At 52.8% G+C, this 14,896-nt stretch carries 14 protein-coding genes; 8 read left to right on the top strand and 6 right to left on the bottom strand.

The genetic code is table 11. From position 1 onward, the window contains the following. Positions 1–96: 96 nt before the first annotated feature. Together C5O23_RS08040 and C5O23_RS08035 are read left to right on the top strand one after the other, a co-directional pair. Positions 97–1,146, top strand: coding sequence for a glycosyltransferase family 2 protein (locus C5O23_RS08040; RefSeq protein ID WP_107032429.1), 1,050 nt, complete (start codon positions 97–99; stop codon positions 1,144–1,146). Further along, positions 1,146–1,415, top strand: a complete 270-nt coding sequence (locus C5O23_RS08035) for a hypothetical protein (RefSeq protein WP_107032428.1) — start codon at positions 1,146–1,148, stop codon at positions 1,413–1,415. Before C5O23_RS08040 ends, C5O23_RS08035 begins: the two co-directional genes overlap by 1 nt. Here C5O23_RS08035 and C5O23_RS08030 read toward each other — a convergent pair whose 3' ends face one another. Beyond that, a complete protein-coding gene (locus C5O23_RS08030) occupies positions 1,416–3,998 on the bottom strand; it encodes an outer membrane beta-barrel protein (RefSeq protein ID WP_107032427.1) in 2,583 nt (860 codons plus the stop codon). Positions 3,999–4,303: 305 nt separating this feature from the next. Here C5O23_RS08030 and C5O23_RS08025 point away from each other — a divergent pair, with 305 nt between their 5' ends. The 5 genes from C5O23_RS08025 (at position 4,304) to leuB (ending at position 10,563) form a co-directional block, all read left to right on the top strand. Continuing rightward, positions 4,304–5,800: a 2-isopropylmalate synthase gene (locus C5O23_RS08025; RefSeq protein ID WP_107032426.1), complete on the top strand. Its 1,497-nt coding sequence runs from the start codon at positions 4,304–4,306 to the stop codon at positions 5,798–5,800. Between the two features lie 88 nt (positions 5,801–5,888). Further along, positions 5,889–7,286 (top strand): 3-isopropylmalate dehydratase large subunit, encoded by a 1,398-nt coding sequence (leuC, locus tag C5O23_RS08020; RefSeq protein WP_107032425.1) that lies wholly within the window; start codon positions 5,889–5,891, stop codon positions 7,284–7,286. Between the two features lie 59 nt (positions 7,287–7,345). After that, positions 7,346–7,933 carry a 3-isopropylmalate dehydratase small subunit gene (gene leuD, locus C5O23_RS08015; RefSeq protein ID WP_107032424.1) on the top strand — a complete coding sequence of 196 codons (588 nt, stop codon included), beginning with the start codon at positions 7,346–7,348 and terminating at the stop codon, positions 7,931–7,933. A gap of 4 nt (positions 7,934–7,937) precedes the next feature. Next, positions 7,938–9,473, top strand: coding sequence for an alpha-isopropylmalate synthase regulatory domain-containing protein (locus C5O23_RS08010; RefSeq protein ID WP_240597743.1), 1,536 nt, complete (start codon positions 7,938–7,940; stop codon positions 9,471–9,473). A gap of 28 nt (positions 9,474–9,501) precedes the next feature. Further along, positions 9,502–10,563: a 3-isopropylmalate dehydrogenase gene (gene leuB, locus C5O23_RS08005; protein ID WP_107032423.1), complete on the top strand. Its 1,062-nt coding sequence runs from the start codon at positions 9,502–9,504 to the stop codon at positions 10,561–10,563. A 756-nt stretch (positions 10,564–11,319) separates the two neighbouring features. Here the strand turns inward: leuB and C5O23_RS08000 are convergent. Next, positions 11,320–12,780: a hypothetical protein gene (locus C5O23_RS08000; protein WP_133166525.1), complete on the bottom strand. Its 1,461-nt coding sequence runs from the start codon at positions 12,778–12,780 to the stop codon at positions 11,320–11,322. 262 nt (positions 12,781–13,042) lie between these two features. Here C5O23_RS08000 and C5O23_RS14300 point away from each other — a divergent pair, with 262 nt between their 5' ends. After that, complete coding sequence (locus tag C5O23_RS14300; RefSeq protein ID WP_160630765.1) at positions 13,043–13,189, top strand: hypothetical protein; 147 nt, start codon at positions 13,043–13,045, stop codon at positions 13,187–13,189. A 118-nt stretch (positions 13,190–13,307) separates the two neighbouring features. Here C5O23_RS14300 and rplS read toward each other — a convergent pair whose 3' ends face one another. From rplS to C5O23_RS07980, 4 genes are all read right to left on the bottom strand, one after another. Beyond that, complete coding sequence (gene rplS / locus C5O23_RS07995; protein ID WP_107032421.1) at positions 13,308–13,667, bottom strand: 50S ribosomal protein L19; 360 nt, start codon at positions 13,665–13,667, stop codon at positions 13,308–13,310. Positions 13,668–13,773: 106 nt separating this feature from the next. Continuing rightward, positions 13,774–14,007, bottom strand: coding sequence for a DUF3791 domain-containing protein (locus tag C5O23_RS07990; RefSeq protein WP_168182012.1), 234 nt, complete (start codon positions 14,005–14,007; stop codon positions 13,774–13,776). Between the two features lie 4 nt (positions 14,008–14,011). After that, on the bottom strand, positions 14,012–14,482 hold the full coding sequence (locus C5O23_RS07985; RefSeq protein WP_107032419.1) for a DUF3990 domain-containing protein: 471 nt from the start codon (positions 14,480–14,482) through the stop codon (positions 14,012–14,014). After that, on the bottom strand, positions 14,479–14,694 hold the full coding sequence (locus C5O23_RS07980) for a DUF3791 domain-containing protein (protein ID WP_107032418.1): 216 nt from the start codon (positions 14,692–14,694) through the stop codon (positions 14,479–14,481). The genes C5O23_RS07985 and C5O23_RS07980 overlap by 4 nt, the downstream gene beginning before the upstream one ends. Between the last annotated feature and the right edge of the window lie 202 nt (positions 14,695–14,896).

Below are 14,896 nucleotides of genomic sequence, written 5' to 3'. Positions count from 1 at the left end.
GCTATGCTCCTTCCTCATTTGCAACAATTTATCTAAAAGATACACCACTCAGATTTTAACTTTTGGTTTTAAACAACCTCTTAATGAATTAAAAAAATGAACGGCAAAGTATCAGTCATAGTACCTGTCTATAATGCTTCAGGCTATCTTGGGAAATGCGTGGATTCGATCTTATCGCAAACATACATCGACATAGAGATTGTGTTGGTCAATGACTGCTCCACTGACAATTCGGCAGAAATATGCCAGCAGTATAAATTTAAATTTCCGGATAAAATACTACTTATCGACAAACCCCGTAATGAAGGAGTGGACAAAGCTCGCTTCTCAGGGCTGGCCCATGTATTCGGCTCAAATCCTGAAGGTATGGTCACATTTGTCGACTCTGATGACTATATAGAACCTGAAGCTATTGAACGCCAAGTGACTGAAATGATTCGAACCGGAGCTGACGTGGTTCAGATGCAATCATATCGGGTGATGGGTATGATACGCCGAAAGTCGAAGACTTTTGTCACTCCTCAGGTTATAAAGCAGCCGGAACTCATGGAAAAATATTTCATATCCTTCTTCGGAGTCAACATTCTTGATGTCGGGATGTGGGCGAAGCTCTATAAGGTGAAACTGATCAAGTCATCAGGAGTTGCCCCTACAGGCTTCCGCATGGGTGAGGATCTGATGTTCAATCTTCATCTGTTCCCGCATATCAGCTGCTATTCGATAATAGATTATACGGGCTACAACTACCGGACCGGCGGTCTCACATCGAGATTCAATCCCTATCTGTGGGAAGACCTCAAAGAACAATCATTACAGAAGACTGCCATCGCCATGAAACATTGCAATCAGTTCGCCGTAAGGACCACTGCGATTGAACTGAAAAATGTGTTCTTGAGTACCGCACTTCAACGTAAAGAATATCTTAAAGAAACCGATGACGAACTGAAAGCCTGGATGACCATACAGCTTGCCGACTGCAAGCTATGGCATAATGTCAGATTGATTGCCGATGAGAACAACGAATATATCTATAATGCTATCAGAGACAATGATGTAAATTTTATTCTCCGCCATGTTACTGCGATATATAAAGGTATGCGTCTCCGTCGTTATATTAAAAAATTAATTTCCCTAATTTTCGAATAATGTCTCTGCTCACCTCTCTTAAAGAAAAACTCAATGCTCTCCTCAGCGATTCAAAACCGCCGGCTCCTGACGACCTTGTCAGACTTCGGACCTACGCCACCGCAGCCGAAGCCTACATCGACAAAGCATATCTTGAAGCCAACGGCATCCATGCTATGGTTGAAAACGAAGTCGAGATCTACACCCCGCAGATTAAAACCGGCGTCAGACTGGTGATCTTCTACCGCGACTACACCAAAGCCATCAGCCTCCTCGACAAAGCAAAATAACTACCGCGTATGGCGGAAGTCGTAGCTGAGGGTAAACAAGAAGTAGCGGCCTATGATGTGCGAGCGGTATTCACAGACCCCGTTGGGCGAGGCGCCGCGGCTGATGCTTTTCTTTCGGTTGAGAATATCATTCCACTCAAACGCCAGCTTCATTGCCTCATTTTTGAGAAAAGACCAGCTGCAGTTCAGGTCAAGGATGGTCTGCTCATCGTTGCCTGACGCGGCTATCGAACTGTTGCGCAGGGTATATCTCACCCGGCCTCCGACATCGAAACGTTTCAGGAAACGGATGTTGCCGTTCAGGCCCAGATCATAGTCGCGCATATAGCTCCGGCTGCCACGCAGACGGTTGACCGGATTACTGAAACGCCAGCCGAAATCGGCTATCAGCGTAATGTTGGCAGCCATATACATCACGTCAATGCGAGAATTGCACGAACGCCCCAGGGTGAGACTCTTTTCCGGCTCCACGCTCTGCCCCTCGTTGAGCAGAGCCACCTGATGGCTGTAGCTCCCGCCGATACGCGACAGCAGGCGGAATTTCTTAATTGAGTGTGACAGCCACAGATTGGCGCTTGCCGACCAGTTGCCGTTGACATTGACCGGGCAGACTTCGCTGACCCCGGTCTCCGGATTATAGAACACCGCCTGCGTCTGTTCGTCATAGACATTCGAATAGCTCAGATCAGCCGCCAGATTAAATTTGTGAAGGCGAGCCGAGAGGCGGAAATCCTGCCTGTAGGAGGCTTTCAGAGATGGATTGCCGTGGGTGATATAGAGCGGATTGCTGTTGTCGGTCATGCGCATCAGACTGCTGAGCGACGGCTGGTCGGTAGATCCCGAATAATCAAAATCAACAGAGAATTTATCGCGATAGAGCCTAAAGTTGAGCATAGGCATGAAGCTGACCGACGAGCGGACGGTGTCGCCGCTTATCAGACCGGTCTTCTGGTCGAGAGTACGGCGCTCAGGGGTTACGCTAATCCCCCCGTTCACCCGCCAGTGATCATCGCCATAGTTCAGCGAAACGCTGATCTGATGGCCGATGGTGTGGCTGAAACTGTGATTGCTGAGCGAATCGACATAGCCCTGCAGATAGCCTAGAGGCAGAACGGTGTCAGCCCGGTCAGGCAAAGCGTCCATGAAAGGAGAGAGATCATAGGTGGAACGCTCGCTGCTCTCACGGTTTATCACATAACTGTAGCCGGCGTTCAGTGAAAATTTTTGGCCGAACGTCTGGCTGAACGACAATCCGGCCGAGAACTGCCGCGAGCTGCCCGGTGTCCGGTTATACTGATTTCTGAAAAGCACCGAATCTGCTCCGGTAGCGGTCAGCAGCTGATAATATCTGATTTCCGAAAGGCTGAATGCTTCGTTGCGCGAACGGCCGCATCCGGCACTTATAGAAAACGAAAGAGTGCTCCCCGCGTCGTTGAGACGGCGCGAAATGCCGAGCGAAGCACTGTAGTTCCGCGAACGGTTCTTCGAAACCGACGACGATCGGTCGTCATTCACCCTGTCGGCCACTGGCACGGCATCGTAGGCCGGTCCATCAAACGGCGCCCCTATGTCCAGCTCCGGATTCGTATTGAAAACCGCCGTGCGCTGACCGGCGGAGCTTCTCGAATCGCTGTTGTTGACCGAGCCCTGCAGATTGAGGTAGGTCTTGTCATTGATCTTGCAGTTGACAGTCCCGTTCAGACTGAAACCGTGGCGGCGCCAACGGTCGTCGCCCACATTATAGCTGTAGCGGTTGCCACTGAGCATGTAGCTCTCTCTGTACGAGGTCCGGTCATCGTCATTAATGCTGTGGTTATACGAGCCCATGAGATAGACCCCTATTCCCTTGCCGAACGTCTTATTGATGGAACCATGCATTGAATCCTGACGGTTTCCGCGGCGCCCGCTGAGAATATGGCTGTTGCCCGTATCGGCATTGAATGAGAAATTGTCGCCGCCCATCCGGAAGGAATTTCCGTGGAGACGGCCCTCATAGCGGTTCTCATTGCCGAGCGCCACTGACGCACCGGCCATCAGCATTCCGTCAAACGCGCTTTTGGTCTGTATGTCAAGCACTTGATTCTTGCCCCCTGTCCTCACTCCGGTAAACTCCTCCTGGTCAGAAGCCTTGTCATATACCTTAAGCTGGCTGATCAGCTCGACCGAAAGATTTTCGAGAGCGGCCACGACGTCTGACCCGAAAAATTTTTCGCCGTTGACCATCACCTCGTTGAGCAGCGTACCGTAATAGGTCAGACGGCCCGAAGCCTTGTCATATTCCATTCCTGGGATCACCCTCACCAGCTCCTGGAGATAGGCCCCGTCACGCAGACGGTAGGCATCCGCGTTGAAGATCGTCGTATCGCCCCTCACCTCCATTTCCTTCAGAGGCGCTGTCACCACAACCTCGTCAAGACTGATGCTGTTCATTATCGAATCGGCAGCGGCTATGGCAAGGCTGTCGGCTTCGGTCAGTTCACGGACATACCCCGGCTCCTCCTTCTGCGCGGCTCCGGAGACTCCTGCCGGCCACACAAAAGAAAGAATCACAGCTAAGGCCGGTATGATCCGTAAAAATTTCATAAAGCAAATCGGATTGGCTTATTTTTTTTAGCAGATTAACATGTCAGAAGTGTGAACGGCAACAAATTTACTCCATTGTCCCCACATATCAAAGATGATCTGCATAATTTCCGTTCATCGTCCTCAAAATATTTCAATCACACCATTAAAACCGCCATTTTCGTTAATTTTTTCATTTTATTGCGTCATTTTACAAATAATTTATAACTTTGCGGACAATTATCTGTTCACACCCTTCAACGAATCATTGTTTTAGGTCAGGTTTCCAATTAAAAACAACACATAACATTATATTATAGACCCCTATGAGTGACAGGCTGTTTATTTTCGACACGACACTGCGCGATGGAGAGCAAGTGCCCGGATGTCAGCTCAACACAGTTGAGAAAATCGAAGTTGCAAAAGCTCTTGAAGCCCTCGGAGTCGACGTCATCGAAGCCGGATTCCCGGTGTCGAGTCCCGGTGACTTCAATTCGGTAGTGGAAATTTCAAAAGCAGTCACATGGCCGACAATCTGCGCGCTGACCCGCGCTGTCGAAAACGACATCCGCGTGGCCGCCGAAGCGCTGAAATATGCCAAACACCCCCGCATCCACACCGGTATCGGCACCTCTGACTACCACATCAAATATAAATTCAACTCCACCCGCGACGACATTCTCGAACGCGCTGTCGGAGCCGTGGCCTTCGCCAAGAAATTCGTGGAAGACGTGCAGTTTTACGCCGAAGACGCCGGACGCACCGACAATGAATATCTCGCCCGCGTGGTCGAGGCCGTCATCCGCGCCGGTGCCACAGTCATAAACATCCCCGACACCACCGGCTACTGCCTCCCCTCGGAATTCGGTGCCAAGATCAAATATCTGATCGACAACGTGGAGGGCATCGACAAGGTGGTCATTGCCACCCACTGCCACAACGACCTCGGAATGGCCACGGCCAACACCGTAACCGGTGTGGTCAACGGTGCCCGTCAGGCCGAAGTGACCATCAACGGCATCGGCGAACGCGCCGGCAACACCTCGCTCGAAGAGGTGGTGATGACCTTCCGCTCTCACAAAGACCTCGGCATCGACACCAACATCAACGCAACCAGAATCACCGGAATCAGCCGCATGGTTTCGAGCCTGATGAACATGCCCGTGCAGCCAAACAAGGCCATTGTGGGCCGCAACGCCTTTGCCCACTCCTCAGGCATCCACCAGGACGGTGTGCTCAAAAACCGCGAAAGCTACGAGATAATCGACCCCAAAGACGTGGGCATCGACGAAAACTCTATCGTGCTGACCGCCCGCAGCGGCCGCGCGGCACTCAAACACCGCCTCCACGTGCTCGGAATCGAACTCTCAGGAGCTGATCTCGACAAAGCCTATGAAGCCTTCCTCAAACTCGCCGACCGCAAGAAAGAGATCAATGACGATGACGTGCTCATGATAGCCGGCGCTCACCGCAAGGCCCTCAACCGCATCAAGCTCGACTTCCTCCAGGTGACAAGCGGCGTAGGTGTCCACTCCGTGGCAAGCGTAGGGCTTGACATAGCCGGCGAGAAATTCGAGGCCTGCGCCTCAGGCAACGGCCCCGTCGACGCGGCCATCAGCGCCATCAAGATCATCATTCGCCGCAAGATGCTCGTCAAGGAATTCCTCATCCAGGCCATCAACAAGGGCAGCAACGATGTGGGAAAGGTCCACATGACCGTGGAGCACGACGGTGTGCCCTACTACGGTTTCTCGGCCAACACCGACATCGTGGCAGCCAGCGCAGAGGCCTTCATTGACGCCATCAACAAATTCGTCAGATAACACAATCATCCCCCCACACACAACCACACCATTCCGGAGGCTGTTGTCCAGACAGCCTTCGGCCACACACACTCCAGGAATCCACATTATGGGAAAAACTCTTTTTGACAAAATCTGGGACGCACACGTTGTCAACGACATCGAAGGCGGACCCTCTCAACTCTATATCGACCGCCATTACTGCCACGAGGTGACAAGCCCGCAGGCTTTCGAAGGCCTCCGCAAGCGCGGTCTGAAAGTGTTCCGTCCGGAAAAGACCTACTGCTCTCCTGACCACAACATCCCCACCCTCAACCAGGACCTGCCGATAGCCGACCCTGTGTCGCGCAACCAGGTCGAGACCCTCACCCGCAACGCCCAGGAATTCGGCGTGACGCTCTACGGACTCGGACACCCGAAAAACGGCATCATCCACGTGATCGGTCCGGAAAACGGCCTCACCCTGCCGGGCTACACCATAGTCTGCGGCGACAGCCACACCTCGACCCACGGAGCATTCGGAGCCGTGGCCTTCGGCATCGGCACGAGCGAGGTTGAGATGGTGCTTGCATCGCAGTGCATCCTCCAGCCCAAACCGAAGACAATGCGCATCAACGTCAACGGAGAACTGCGCCCCGGTGTGACCGCCAAAGACATAGCGCTCTACATCATAGCCCGGATGACCACCGGCGGCGCCACGGGCTATTTCGTGGAATATGCCGGTGACACTATACGCCGTCTCTCTATGGAAGAGCGCATGACCGTCTGCAACCTCTCTATCGAAATGGGAGCCCGCGGAGGCATGATAGCCCCTGACGAGACCACTATAGCCTACGTAAAGGGCCGCGAGTTCGCCCCCGGAGGCGAGGAATGGGAAAAGGCCTTAGCCTACTGGCGCACCCTCCCCTCTGACCCCGACGCCGTCTTTGACCGCGAGATCAACTTCGACGCCGCCGACATCGAGCCGCGCATCACCTTCGGCACCAACCCCGGAATGGGCATCGGCATCAACGATCCGATCCCCGCGCCCGATCCCGAAGACGAAGCCGGAAAGATCTCCTACCGCAAATCGCTCGACTACATGGGCTTCGAAGTGGGCCAGGTGCTCGCCGGAACCCCCGTGGACTACGTATTCCTCGGCAGCTGCACCAACGGCCGCATCGAAGACTTCCGCGCCTTCGCCAACTTTGTCAGAGGGCGCCGCAAAGCTCCGGGCATCACCGCCTGGCTCGTGCCCGGATCATGGAAAGTCAACACGCAGATCCGCGAGGAGGGGCTCGACAAAATTCTTGAGGAAGCCGGATTCGAGATCCGCCAGCCCGGATGCTCGGCCTGTCTGGCTATGAATGAAGACAAGGTGCCGGCAGGCAAACTCGCTGTCTCCACCTCAAACCGCAACTTCGAAGGCCGCCAGGGCCCCGGATCGCGCACCATACTCGCCGGACCGCTCGTTGCGGCCGCTTCGGCGGTGACAGGCGTGCTGACCGATCCGCGGACTCTCCGGTAAATCCCCACCCCAACAGATCCGCCATTCCCCCTCCCCCCACCCACACCCAAACGCACATCATGAAAGAAAAATTCACCACCATAACCTCCACCTGCGTCCCGCTGCCGATGGAGAATATAGACACCGACCAGATCATACCCGCCCGCTTCCTCAAAGCCACCTCGCGCGAAGGCTTCGGCGACAACCTCTTCCGCGACTGGCGCTACGACAAGGAGGGCAACCCGATAAAAGACTTCGTGCTCAACGACCCCACCTACTCAGGCTGCATCCTCGTGGCCGGCAAGAACTTCGGCTCAGGATCGAGCCGCGAACATGCCGCGTGGGCCATCCATGACTACGGATTCCGCGTTGTGGTCTCAAGCTTCTTCGCCGACATCCACAAAAACAACGAGCTCAACAACTTCGTGCTCCCCGTGGTGGTCAGCGAGGAATTCCTCTCGGAGCTTTTCGACTCCATAGCCGCCCATCCGCAGACCCAGGTGCGCGTCGACCTCCCCTCGCAGACCATCACCAATCTCGCCACAGGCAAAAGCGAGAACTTCGACATCAACCCCTACAAGAAACAGTGTCTCGCCGAGGGCCTCGACGACATCGAGTATCTGCTTTCGCGCAAGGCCGACATAGAGGCCTGGGAGGCCGCCCGCTGAGCCTATGTATATCGAGATAATGGACACCACTCTCCGCGACGGAGAGCAGACCTCAGGCGTATCCTTCTCCACATCAGAGAAGCTCGCCATCACCCGCCTGCTGCTGCAGGAGCTCCATGTGCCGCGCATCGAGATAGCCTCGGCGCGAGTTTCCGACGGCGAGCGCGAGGCGGTGGGCAAGGTCTGCGCATGGGCCGCGGAGACAGGCTTCACAGACCGCATCGAGGTGCTCGGATTCCTTGACGGCGGACGCTCCGTCAGCTGGATCTGCGGCGTGGGCGGAAAGGTGATCAACCTCCTGGCCAAAGGCTCGGAAAAACACTGCTACCTGCAACTCAGGCAGACTCCCGGACAGCACTTCGAGGCGATAGCCGCCGAAGTGGCCCGCGCCCGCGAGGCCGGACTCGACGTCAACATCTACCTCGAAGACTGGTCAAACGGCATGAAGCACTCCCCTGACTACGTTTTCGCGCTGATGGACGCCATCAGAGACCTGCCCGTCAGACGCTTCATGCTCCCTGACACACTGGGCATTCTCAACCCCTACGACACGCTGTCATACATGCACACCATGACCGTGCGCTATCCGGATCTCCACTTCGACTTCCACGCCCACAACGACTATGACCTGGCCACGGCCAATCTCTTCGCCGCCGTCAAAGGCGGTGCCAAAGGGGTGCACTGCACCATCAACGGCCTGGGCGAACGCGCCGGCAACGCCACGCTCTCAAGCGCCGTGGCCGTGATCCATGACCAGCTCGGAGCCACAACTGACATCGACGAGAGCAAGATCAACAAGGTCAGCCACATCGTCGAATCCTTCTCCGGAATAATGGTGCCACCGAACAAGCCGATCATCGGCGACAGCGTCTTCACCCAGTGTGCCGGCGTCCACGCCGACGGCGACAACAAGAGCCAGCTCTACTTCAACGACCTTCTGCCCGAACGCTTCGGCCGCGAACGCGAGTATGCCCTCGGCAAGACCTCAGGCAAGGCCAATATCAAGAAAAATCTTGAGGCGCTGGGCATTGAACTGTCCGAATCTGACATTCTGAAGGTCACCGAGCGCATCATCAGCCTCGGCGACAAGAAAGAGATAGTGACCCAGGACGATCTGCCATTCATAGTGGCCGACGTGCTCAAACACCAGGCCATCCCTTCGAAAGTCCGCGTCGACAACTACGCGCTCAGCCTCTCGCAGGGCCTGCGCCCTACGGCCACAGTGAAACTCGTGGTAGACGGTGCGGAGTTTCAGGAAAGCGCCGTGGGCGACGGTCAGTTCGACGCCTTCATGCGCGCCGTCAGACGAATCTACAACGAGAAACTCCGGCGCACCTTCCCCACCCTCGCCAACTATACGGTCAACATCCCCCCCGGCGGCAAGACCGACGCTTTGGTCCACACCACCATCACCTGGAATTTTCAGGGCAACCTCTTCAAGACCCGCGGACTCGACGCCGACCAGACCGAGGCCGCAATCCAGGCAACCGTCAAGATGCTCAACATCCTTGAGACGCTGCCGACAAAAAATACCGACTAAAAAAATCATTCAGAAACTTCTTCAGACAATGAACCTCAAAATAGCAGTACTTCCCGGCGATGGCATCGGCCCGGAAATCTCCCGTCAGGGCGTGGACGTCATGACGGCTGTGTGTGAAAAATTCGGCCACGCGGTTGAATACCGCTACGCCATCTGTGGAGCCGACGCAATTGACAAGGTGGGCGATCCCTTCCCTGAAGAGACATTCGAGACCTGCCTCTGGGCCGATGCAGTGCTCTTCTCGGCTGTGGGCGACCCTAAATTCGACAACGACCCCAACGCCAAAGTGCGCCCCGAACAGGGCCTGCTCGCCATGCGCAAAAAACTCGGCCTTTTCGCCAACATCCGGCCCGTGGAGACTTTCCGGTGTCTGATCCACAAATCTCCGCTGCGCGCCGAGCTGGTGGAGGGTGCCGATTTCATCTGCATCCGCGAGCTCACCGGCGGAATGTATTTCGGCGAGAAATACGAAGACAACGACCGCGCCTATGACACCAATGCCTACACCCGCCCGGAGATCGAACGCATTCTCCACGTGGCCTACAGCTATGCGCGCCGTCGCCGCCGCCATCTGACCGTGGTCGACAAAGCCAACGTGCTCGCCTCTTCGCGTCTCTGGCGCAAGGTGGCCCAGGAAATCGCACCGCAGTATCCCGACGTAGACACTGACTATATGTATGTCGACAACGCAGCCATGCGCATGATCCAGGAGCCCCGCTTCTTCGATGTGATGGTGACCGAAAACACCTTCGGCGACATTCTGACCGACGAAGGGTCTGTCATATCCGGTTCGATGGGCCTTCTGCCCTCGGCTTCCACCGGAGAGAAGACTCCTGTTTTCGAGCCCATCCACGGCTCATGGCCGCAGGCCAAGGGCATGAACATCGCCAACCCTCTGGCCCAGATTCTCTCTGTGGCCATGCTTTTCGAGTATTTCAACCTCATGGAAGAGGGAGCGCTGATCCGCAAGGCGGTCAATGCATCGCTTGACGCCAATGTCCGTACCCCCGAAATCCAGGTTGAAGGCGGCGCCACCTACGGCACCGATGCCGTCGGCGCATGGATAGCCGACTACATCCGCCAGGCCTGACCATCCCCCGGCATACAACTCATGGGTTTGCATCCCGTCAGCCGATCATCTGCATAGGTTCACATCCCGTCGGCGGGAATCCGTCATCCATACATACCGGATAGGGCCGAATTCGTGATGGTAAATCGGTGTCCTCGACCGGACACCTTCATTTTTGGTTAATATCTATTCCCCCGACACCTTGTGCTGCGCGCGGTGTCGGGGGCTACGATTAAATCGGTGTCCTGGCGGACACCCGCTGTCCCATACCCATCCGGAAACACTACCTGCGGACACCCGCTGTCCAATACCCGTCCGGATAAAATCGGCGGGACATACGCTGTCACGCTTCGGCTAATGGCGTCCGGGACATACGCTGTCACGCTTCGGCTAATGGCCTCCGGATCATTCGCCGTTACGCTTCGGCTAATGGCCTCCGGATCATTCGCCGTTACGCATCGGCTGATGGCGTCCAGAGGACGCTGATTTACTCGTAGCCCGTGACACCTGCGCGCTGTGCGCTGCGGTGTCACGGGTACATGATTTACACAAACGGCTGGTGTCCGGCCGAGGACACCGATTTACCATCACTCCCCCGCTGTCCCGTACCCATTCAGATTCCGCACGCCCCGCCGTCCCGTACCCCTCCGGTGTGCCGTTGGCGGACATCCGCTATTCCAATCCCCGCCGCAATTATCGGGGGGAATAAAAAAGCATCCGCCCTCTCCACGGAGGGACGGATGCTGTCCGATATTATAGATTCGGTTTGTAGTCTGTTTACTTAACAATCACCTTGGTGACTTTGTTGCCCTGACGACGGATATAAAGACCGTTTTCGGGGTTTTCAACGCGGATGCCCTGGAGGTTGAAGTATTCCACGGGGGCGTTTTCGTCAGCTACGATGTCGGCGATGCCGGTATCTACAACCTTTTCATAGCCGGTTACGTTGAACTGAGCTTTTCCGCTATAGATAGCCACCACACCGGTCACATTGTAGGTTCCGGCTTCGACACCTTTGATAGTGTAGTTGTTGCGCATCGCAACTTCCGAGCCATTAACTGTTCCGGTAAAGTTGTCTTTTGTAGAGGGGGTAGCTTCCGCAAACACAACGTTTTCAATTGTCACAACCTTGTTTACATCAGCAGTTGTGATTTCTGAAACTTTTGCAGGAGTGAAGCCGTTGTTTTCAGTGGCCTCAGGCATGTCGATAGGATTAATGATCTCAGGGGTAGTTTTGTTAAACAAGTCATAGCAGCCGATCCAACCTGCGGGGATCACATCGCCGACGGTGTAGGCAGGCTGAGTACCATAGACCTGGATAAAATCATTGCCGTTGCAAGCGAAAGTGTTATTGAAGTTCTTGAAAGCAACAGTCAGGGGATAGTTGATATAGAGCAGTGTTGCTTTATCAGTGATCGCCATTGTTTCAGCAATCGAGTTTACAGGCTGTCCTACATAAACTTTATACGAAGCCGATCCTGCAAGGAATTTATCATTTGATTCTGATTTTGCAGAAATTTCAGCGGTTCCCACACCAACAATTGTCACGGCACCGGTAGCTGAGTTTACAGTTGCCACGTCAGTATTCGATGACACATATTCAGGGGCAGGAGCACCTTCTGCACAAGTAAAATCAGGTGCATCAATTGAAGATCCTAATGGGGCACAAACAGAAGCCTTTGAAAAAGCATACTCTGCATCAGCCTTATCAGATTTACCATATACGGTAATCTTATTAATTGATATCGCCTGACCGTTAGATTTTTGAGATGGAATTACAAGGCCAACTTTGTAATATTTGTTTTCTGCCGGATTGGGAATTGTGATTGTCCAATCTGAATTTGCACCGGTAGGCAGAGTGAGCGAAGTTTTAACCGCATTCTCAAAAGTGTTAGTATCTGCAACATATAAGGTTGCTGAAGTGATAGCGCTTGCTGTATAACGGGCTGCTATACCTATAACAATCTTCGATACGGGGGCTGCATAAACTCCGGTGTAGAAATAAGGCTCTGAAGCATTATTTTTTCGGCCGCCTGCAATGAAATCCCAGCCGTTTTTGTTGTTATTAAAGCCCTTGAATACCCATTTTTCATCTGTTGATTTCCAGGTATCAGTATAATTACCTATTTTTTCATAGTCTGTACTGTTTTGTTTGAACTCGATGGATGAAAGGACTTCTTGGGCATTTGCGCCGAGGCCGAGGAGCAAAATTGCGAGTGAGAGTAAAGTTTTTTTCATAAGCGATTGATTTATAATTAATTAAGCTAAGAGGGATGTTATTTCGTGTTCCGGTGGAGAGTCTAAGCAGATATATAATGCAAAGTTAGTGCATCTGCGCTTAATATAATATAACAATTATGTTAAAATTTGGTGAGCGGGTTGATTTAGGGCAATCTTTCGGAGTTTTTGGCGATTTTTGCCGTAGGGGCAACTTTTGGGGGCGGGCGTGTGTTGTAAAGGTTGAAAGATTTGCTAACCTCTGTTTTAACTAATTTATATTATGAGTGAGAAAAAATCAAAATCAGGGACTGCTGTGTGGCTTGTGATCGGAGTGGTAGTTCTGATCATACTGCTTTTTCTGTGGCTGACTATCGCTGACATTTTCGGTGATACAGATGTGGCTGCGGCTGTGATGCCTGCACTCTGACGGAAAAAGATAAAGAACCGCAGAAGTTTTCTCGCCTCACGGTGATACGACTTGCGGTTCTTTGAAGTGTCCGGGCGATGGAGTTGGGGGACGCCCGGACGGGCGGGTATTACTTTTTTTAAGCTTTCTTGACTACGCGGCGCTCTTTGATACGGGCCTTTTTGCCGGTGAGTGAGCGGAGGTAGTAGAGTTTAGCGCGACGCACTTTACCATATTTGTTGATGGTAATTGAGTCGATAAACGGTGATTCGATGGGGAAGATACGCTCAACGCCGATGTTGTCGGAGATTTTGCGTACGGTGAAGCGGCGCTTGTTGCCGTCACCGGAAATGCGGATAACGACACCGCGATACTGCTGGATACGTTCCTTGTTACCTTCCTTGATTCGATAAGCGACGGTGATGGTGTCGCCGGGCTGGAAGTCAGGGTGCTGCTTGCCTGTGGCGAAAGCTTCTTCAGCAACTTTAATTAAGTCCATTTTTCTATACGTATATTAAAAATGTTAACACTGCTCGCAATATACGCAGGCTGCTTGTCCTTGCCAGAGATTGCGAATTCGGGTGCAAAGGTAGTGGAAAATCTGTTTACCTGCAAGCGTTTGACTGATTTTTTGCGGCCGAGAGTTCGAGGATGAGCTCATCGACAAGGTAAATTTCCGATCGGGCGTGAAGATCGGCAATGCCTTTTTCTATCAGCTGAAATGTGGCTGAGCCATAGAATATCTCCATAGCTTTTTCGATCGACAGCCCCAGTCGGGCGGCAAGCCCGCTGATTATGCGGGCATACTTCATTTGCAATACAATTCTTCGTCCATCCATCGGTTTACAATTCTGTAGATGAAACAAATTTCAGATATCGGTCTATAACGCTCTGTGATCTGAAACAAATCTGGTGATTTGGTTTTTCGTATTTAAGTCTGTTGAGCGCGTCGGTTTTGGTGATGTCGCCTGAAAGATACAGGTCTATTGTCCGGAATATCTTGTCGTCGGCTACTCCTCCCTCAATGATTTCATAGTCTGTCACCGGCTGATTCTGCCGGTTTGCCATGATGAAGTCAAGCCATTCTTCATCATATGACACAAACTGCCTGATGTTGGCTTCGAGATAGGCCGAGTCGAGGACGTATTCGTTGAGTATTGCTGGAATTCCCCTGAGCGAGAATCGCAATCCATAGGCTTCGGCCTGTTCCCGAAGCACTGTGCAGTAGAATCCTTTGCCGAAATCAAGACCTTCGCGGGAATGAATGATGTCAGGATTGATTATTTCAATGGTTGATGTGTGGTAGACTTTCATTGTATTACCCCTCTTTCTTTCATGAGACTGACAAGGTCGTCGGCAATGTATTCGGGACTGTATGTATGAAGCACTTCGTAGCCGGGCACAATATAGCTGCCAAGAATATCCGAGTCTTTCAGCATTCGGAATACTGTTGGCTGTGAGAGTTTGAGTCTCTCCGAGAGTGCGCCTATACAATATGTGGTGAAGTCCAGTTGATCAAATGTCATTAAGTAACTCTTCAAAATTAACAGATGTGCATAAGCAGCTCCGATGGATGATCTTTTTCAGAGTTACTTAGCCGAGTAGTTTTATTACGCAAATATAATGAAATTCGCATAAATTCAAAAGCCGAGGGTCTTTTTATTGGAGTGCTTTGAAACGAAAATTAATCCGATTAGTCCGATCTGGCTAATCGGACTAATCGGACTA

Origin of the sequence: Duncaniella muris, assembly GCF_003024805.1 — a bacterium.
Lineage (GTDB): Bacteria > Bacteroidota > Bacteroidia > Bacteroidales > Muribaculaceae > Duncaniella > Duncaniella muris.
Note: the sequence above shows the minus strand (reverse complement) of the source record. Positions and strands in the feature narration are given on the sequence as shown.

Bases quoted from the DNA above. Each gene is read 5' to 3' on its own strand.
- C5O23_RS08040 (WP_107032429.1), top strand. From the start codon at position 97: ATGAACGGCAAAGTATCAGTCATAGTACCTGTCTATAATGCTTCAGGC.
- C5O23_RS08035 (WP_107032428.1), top strand. From the start codon at position 1,146: ATGTCTCTGCTCACCTCTCTTAAAGAAAAACTCAATGCTCTCCTCAGC.
- C5O23_RS08030 (WP_107032427.1), bottom strand. From the start codon at position 3,998: ATGAAATTTTTACGGATCATACCGGCCTTAGCTGTGATTCTTTCTTTT.
- C5O23_RS08025 (WP_107032426.1), top strand. From the start codon at position 4,304: ATGAGTGACAGGCTGTTTATTTTCGACACGACACTGCGCGATGGAGAG.
- leuC (WP_107032425.1), top strand. From the start codon at position 5,889: ATGGGAAAAACTCTTTTTGACAAAATCTGGGACGCACACGTTGTCAAC.
- leuD (WP_107032424.1), top strand. From the start codon at position 7,346: ATGAAAGAAAAATTCACCACCATAACCTCCACCTGCGTCCCGCTGCCG.
- C5O23_RS08010 (WP_240597743.1), top strand. From the start codon at position 7,938: ATGTATATCGAGATAATGGACACCACTCTCCGCGACGGAGAGCAGACC.
- leuB (WP_107032423.1), top strand. From the start codon at position 9,502: ATGAACCTCAAAATAGCAGTACTTCCCGGCGATGGCATCGGCCCGGAA.
- C5O23_RS08000 (WP_133166525.1), bottom strand. From the start codon at position 12,780: ATGAAAAAAACTTTACTCTCACTCGCAATTTTGCTCCTCGGCCTCGGC.
- C5O23_RS14300 (WP_160630765.1), top strand. From the start codon at position 13,043: ATGAGTGAGAAAAAATCAAAATCAGGGACTGCTGTGTGGCTTGTGATC.
- rplS (WP_107032421.1), bottom strand. From the start codon at position 13,667: ATGGACTTAATTAAAGTTGCTGAAGAAGCTTTCGCCACAGGCAAGCAG.
- C5O23_RS07990 (WP_168182012.1), bottom strand. From the start codon at position 14,007: ATGGATGGACGAAGAATTGTATTGCAAATGAAGTATGCCCGCATAATC.
- C5O23_RS07985 (WP_107032419.1), bottom strand. From the start codon at position 14,482: ATGAAAGTCTACCACACATCAACCATTGAAATAATCAATCCTGACATC.
- C5O23_RS07980 (WP_107032418.1), bottom strand. From the start codon at position 14,694: ATGACATTTGATCAACTGGACTTCACCACATATTGTATAGGCGCACTC.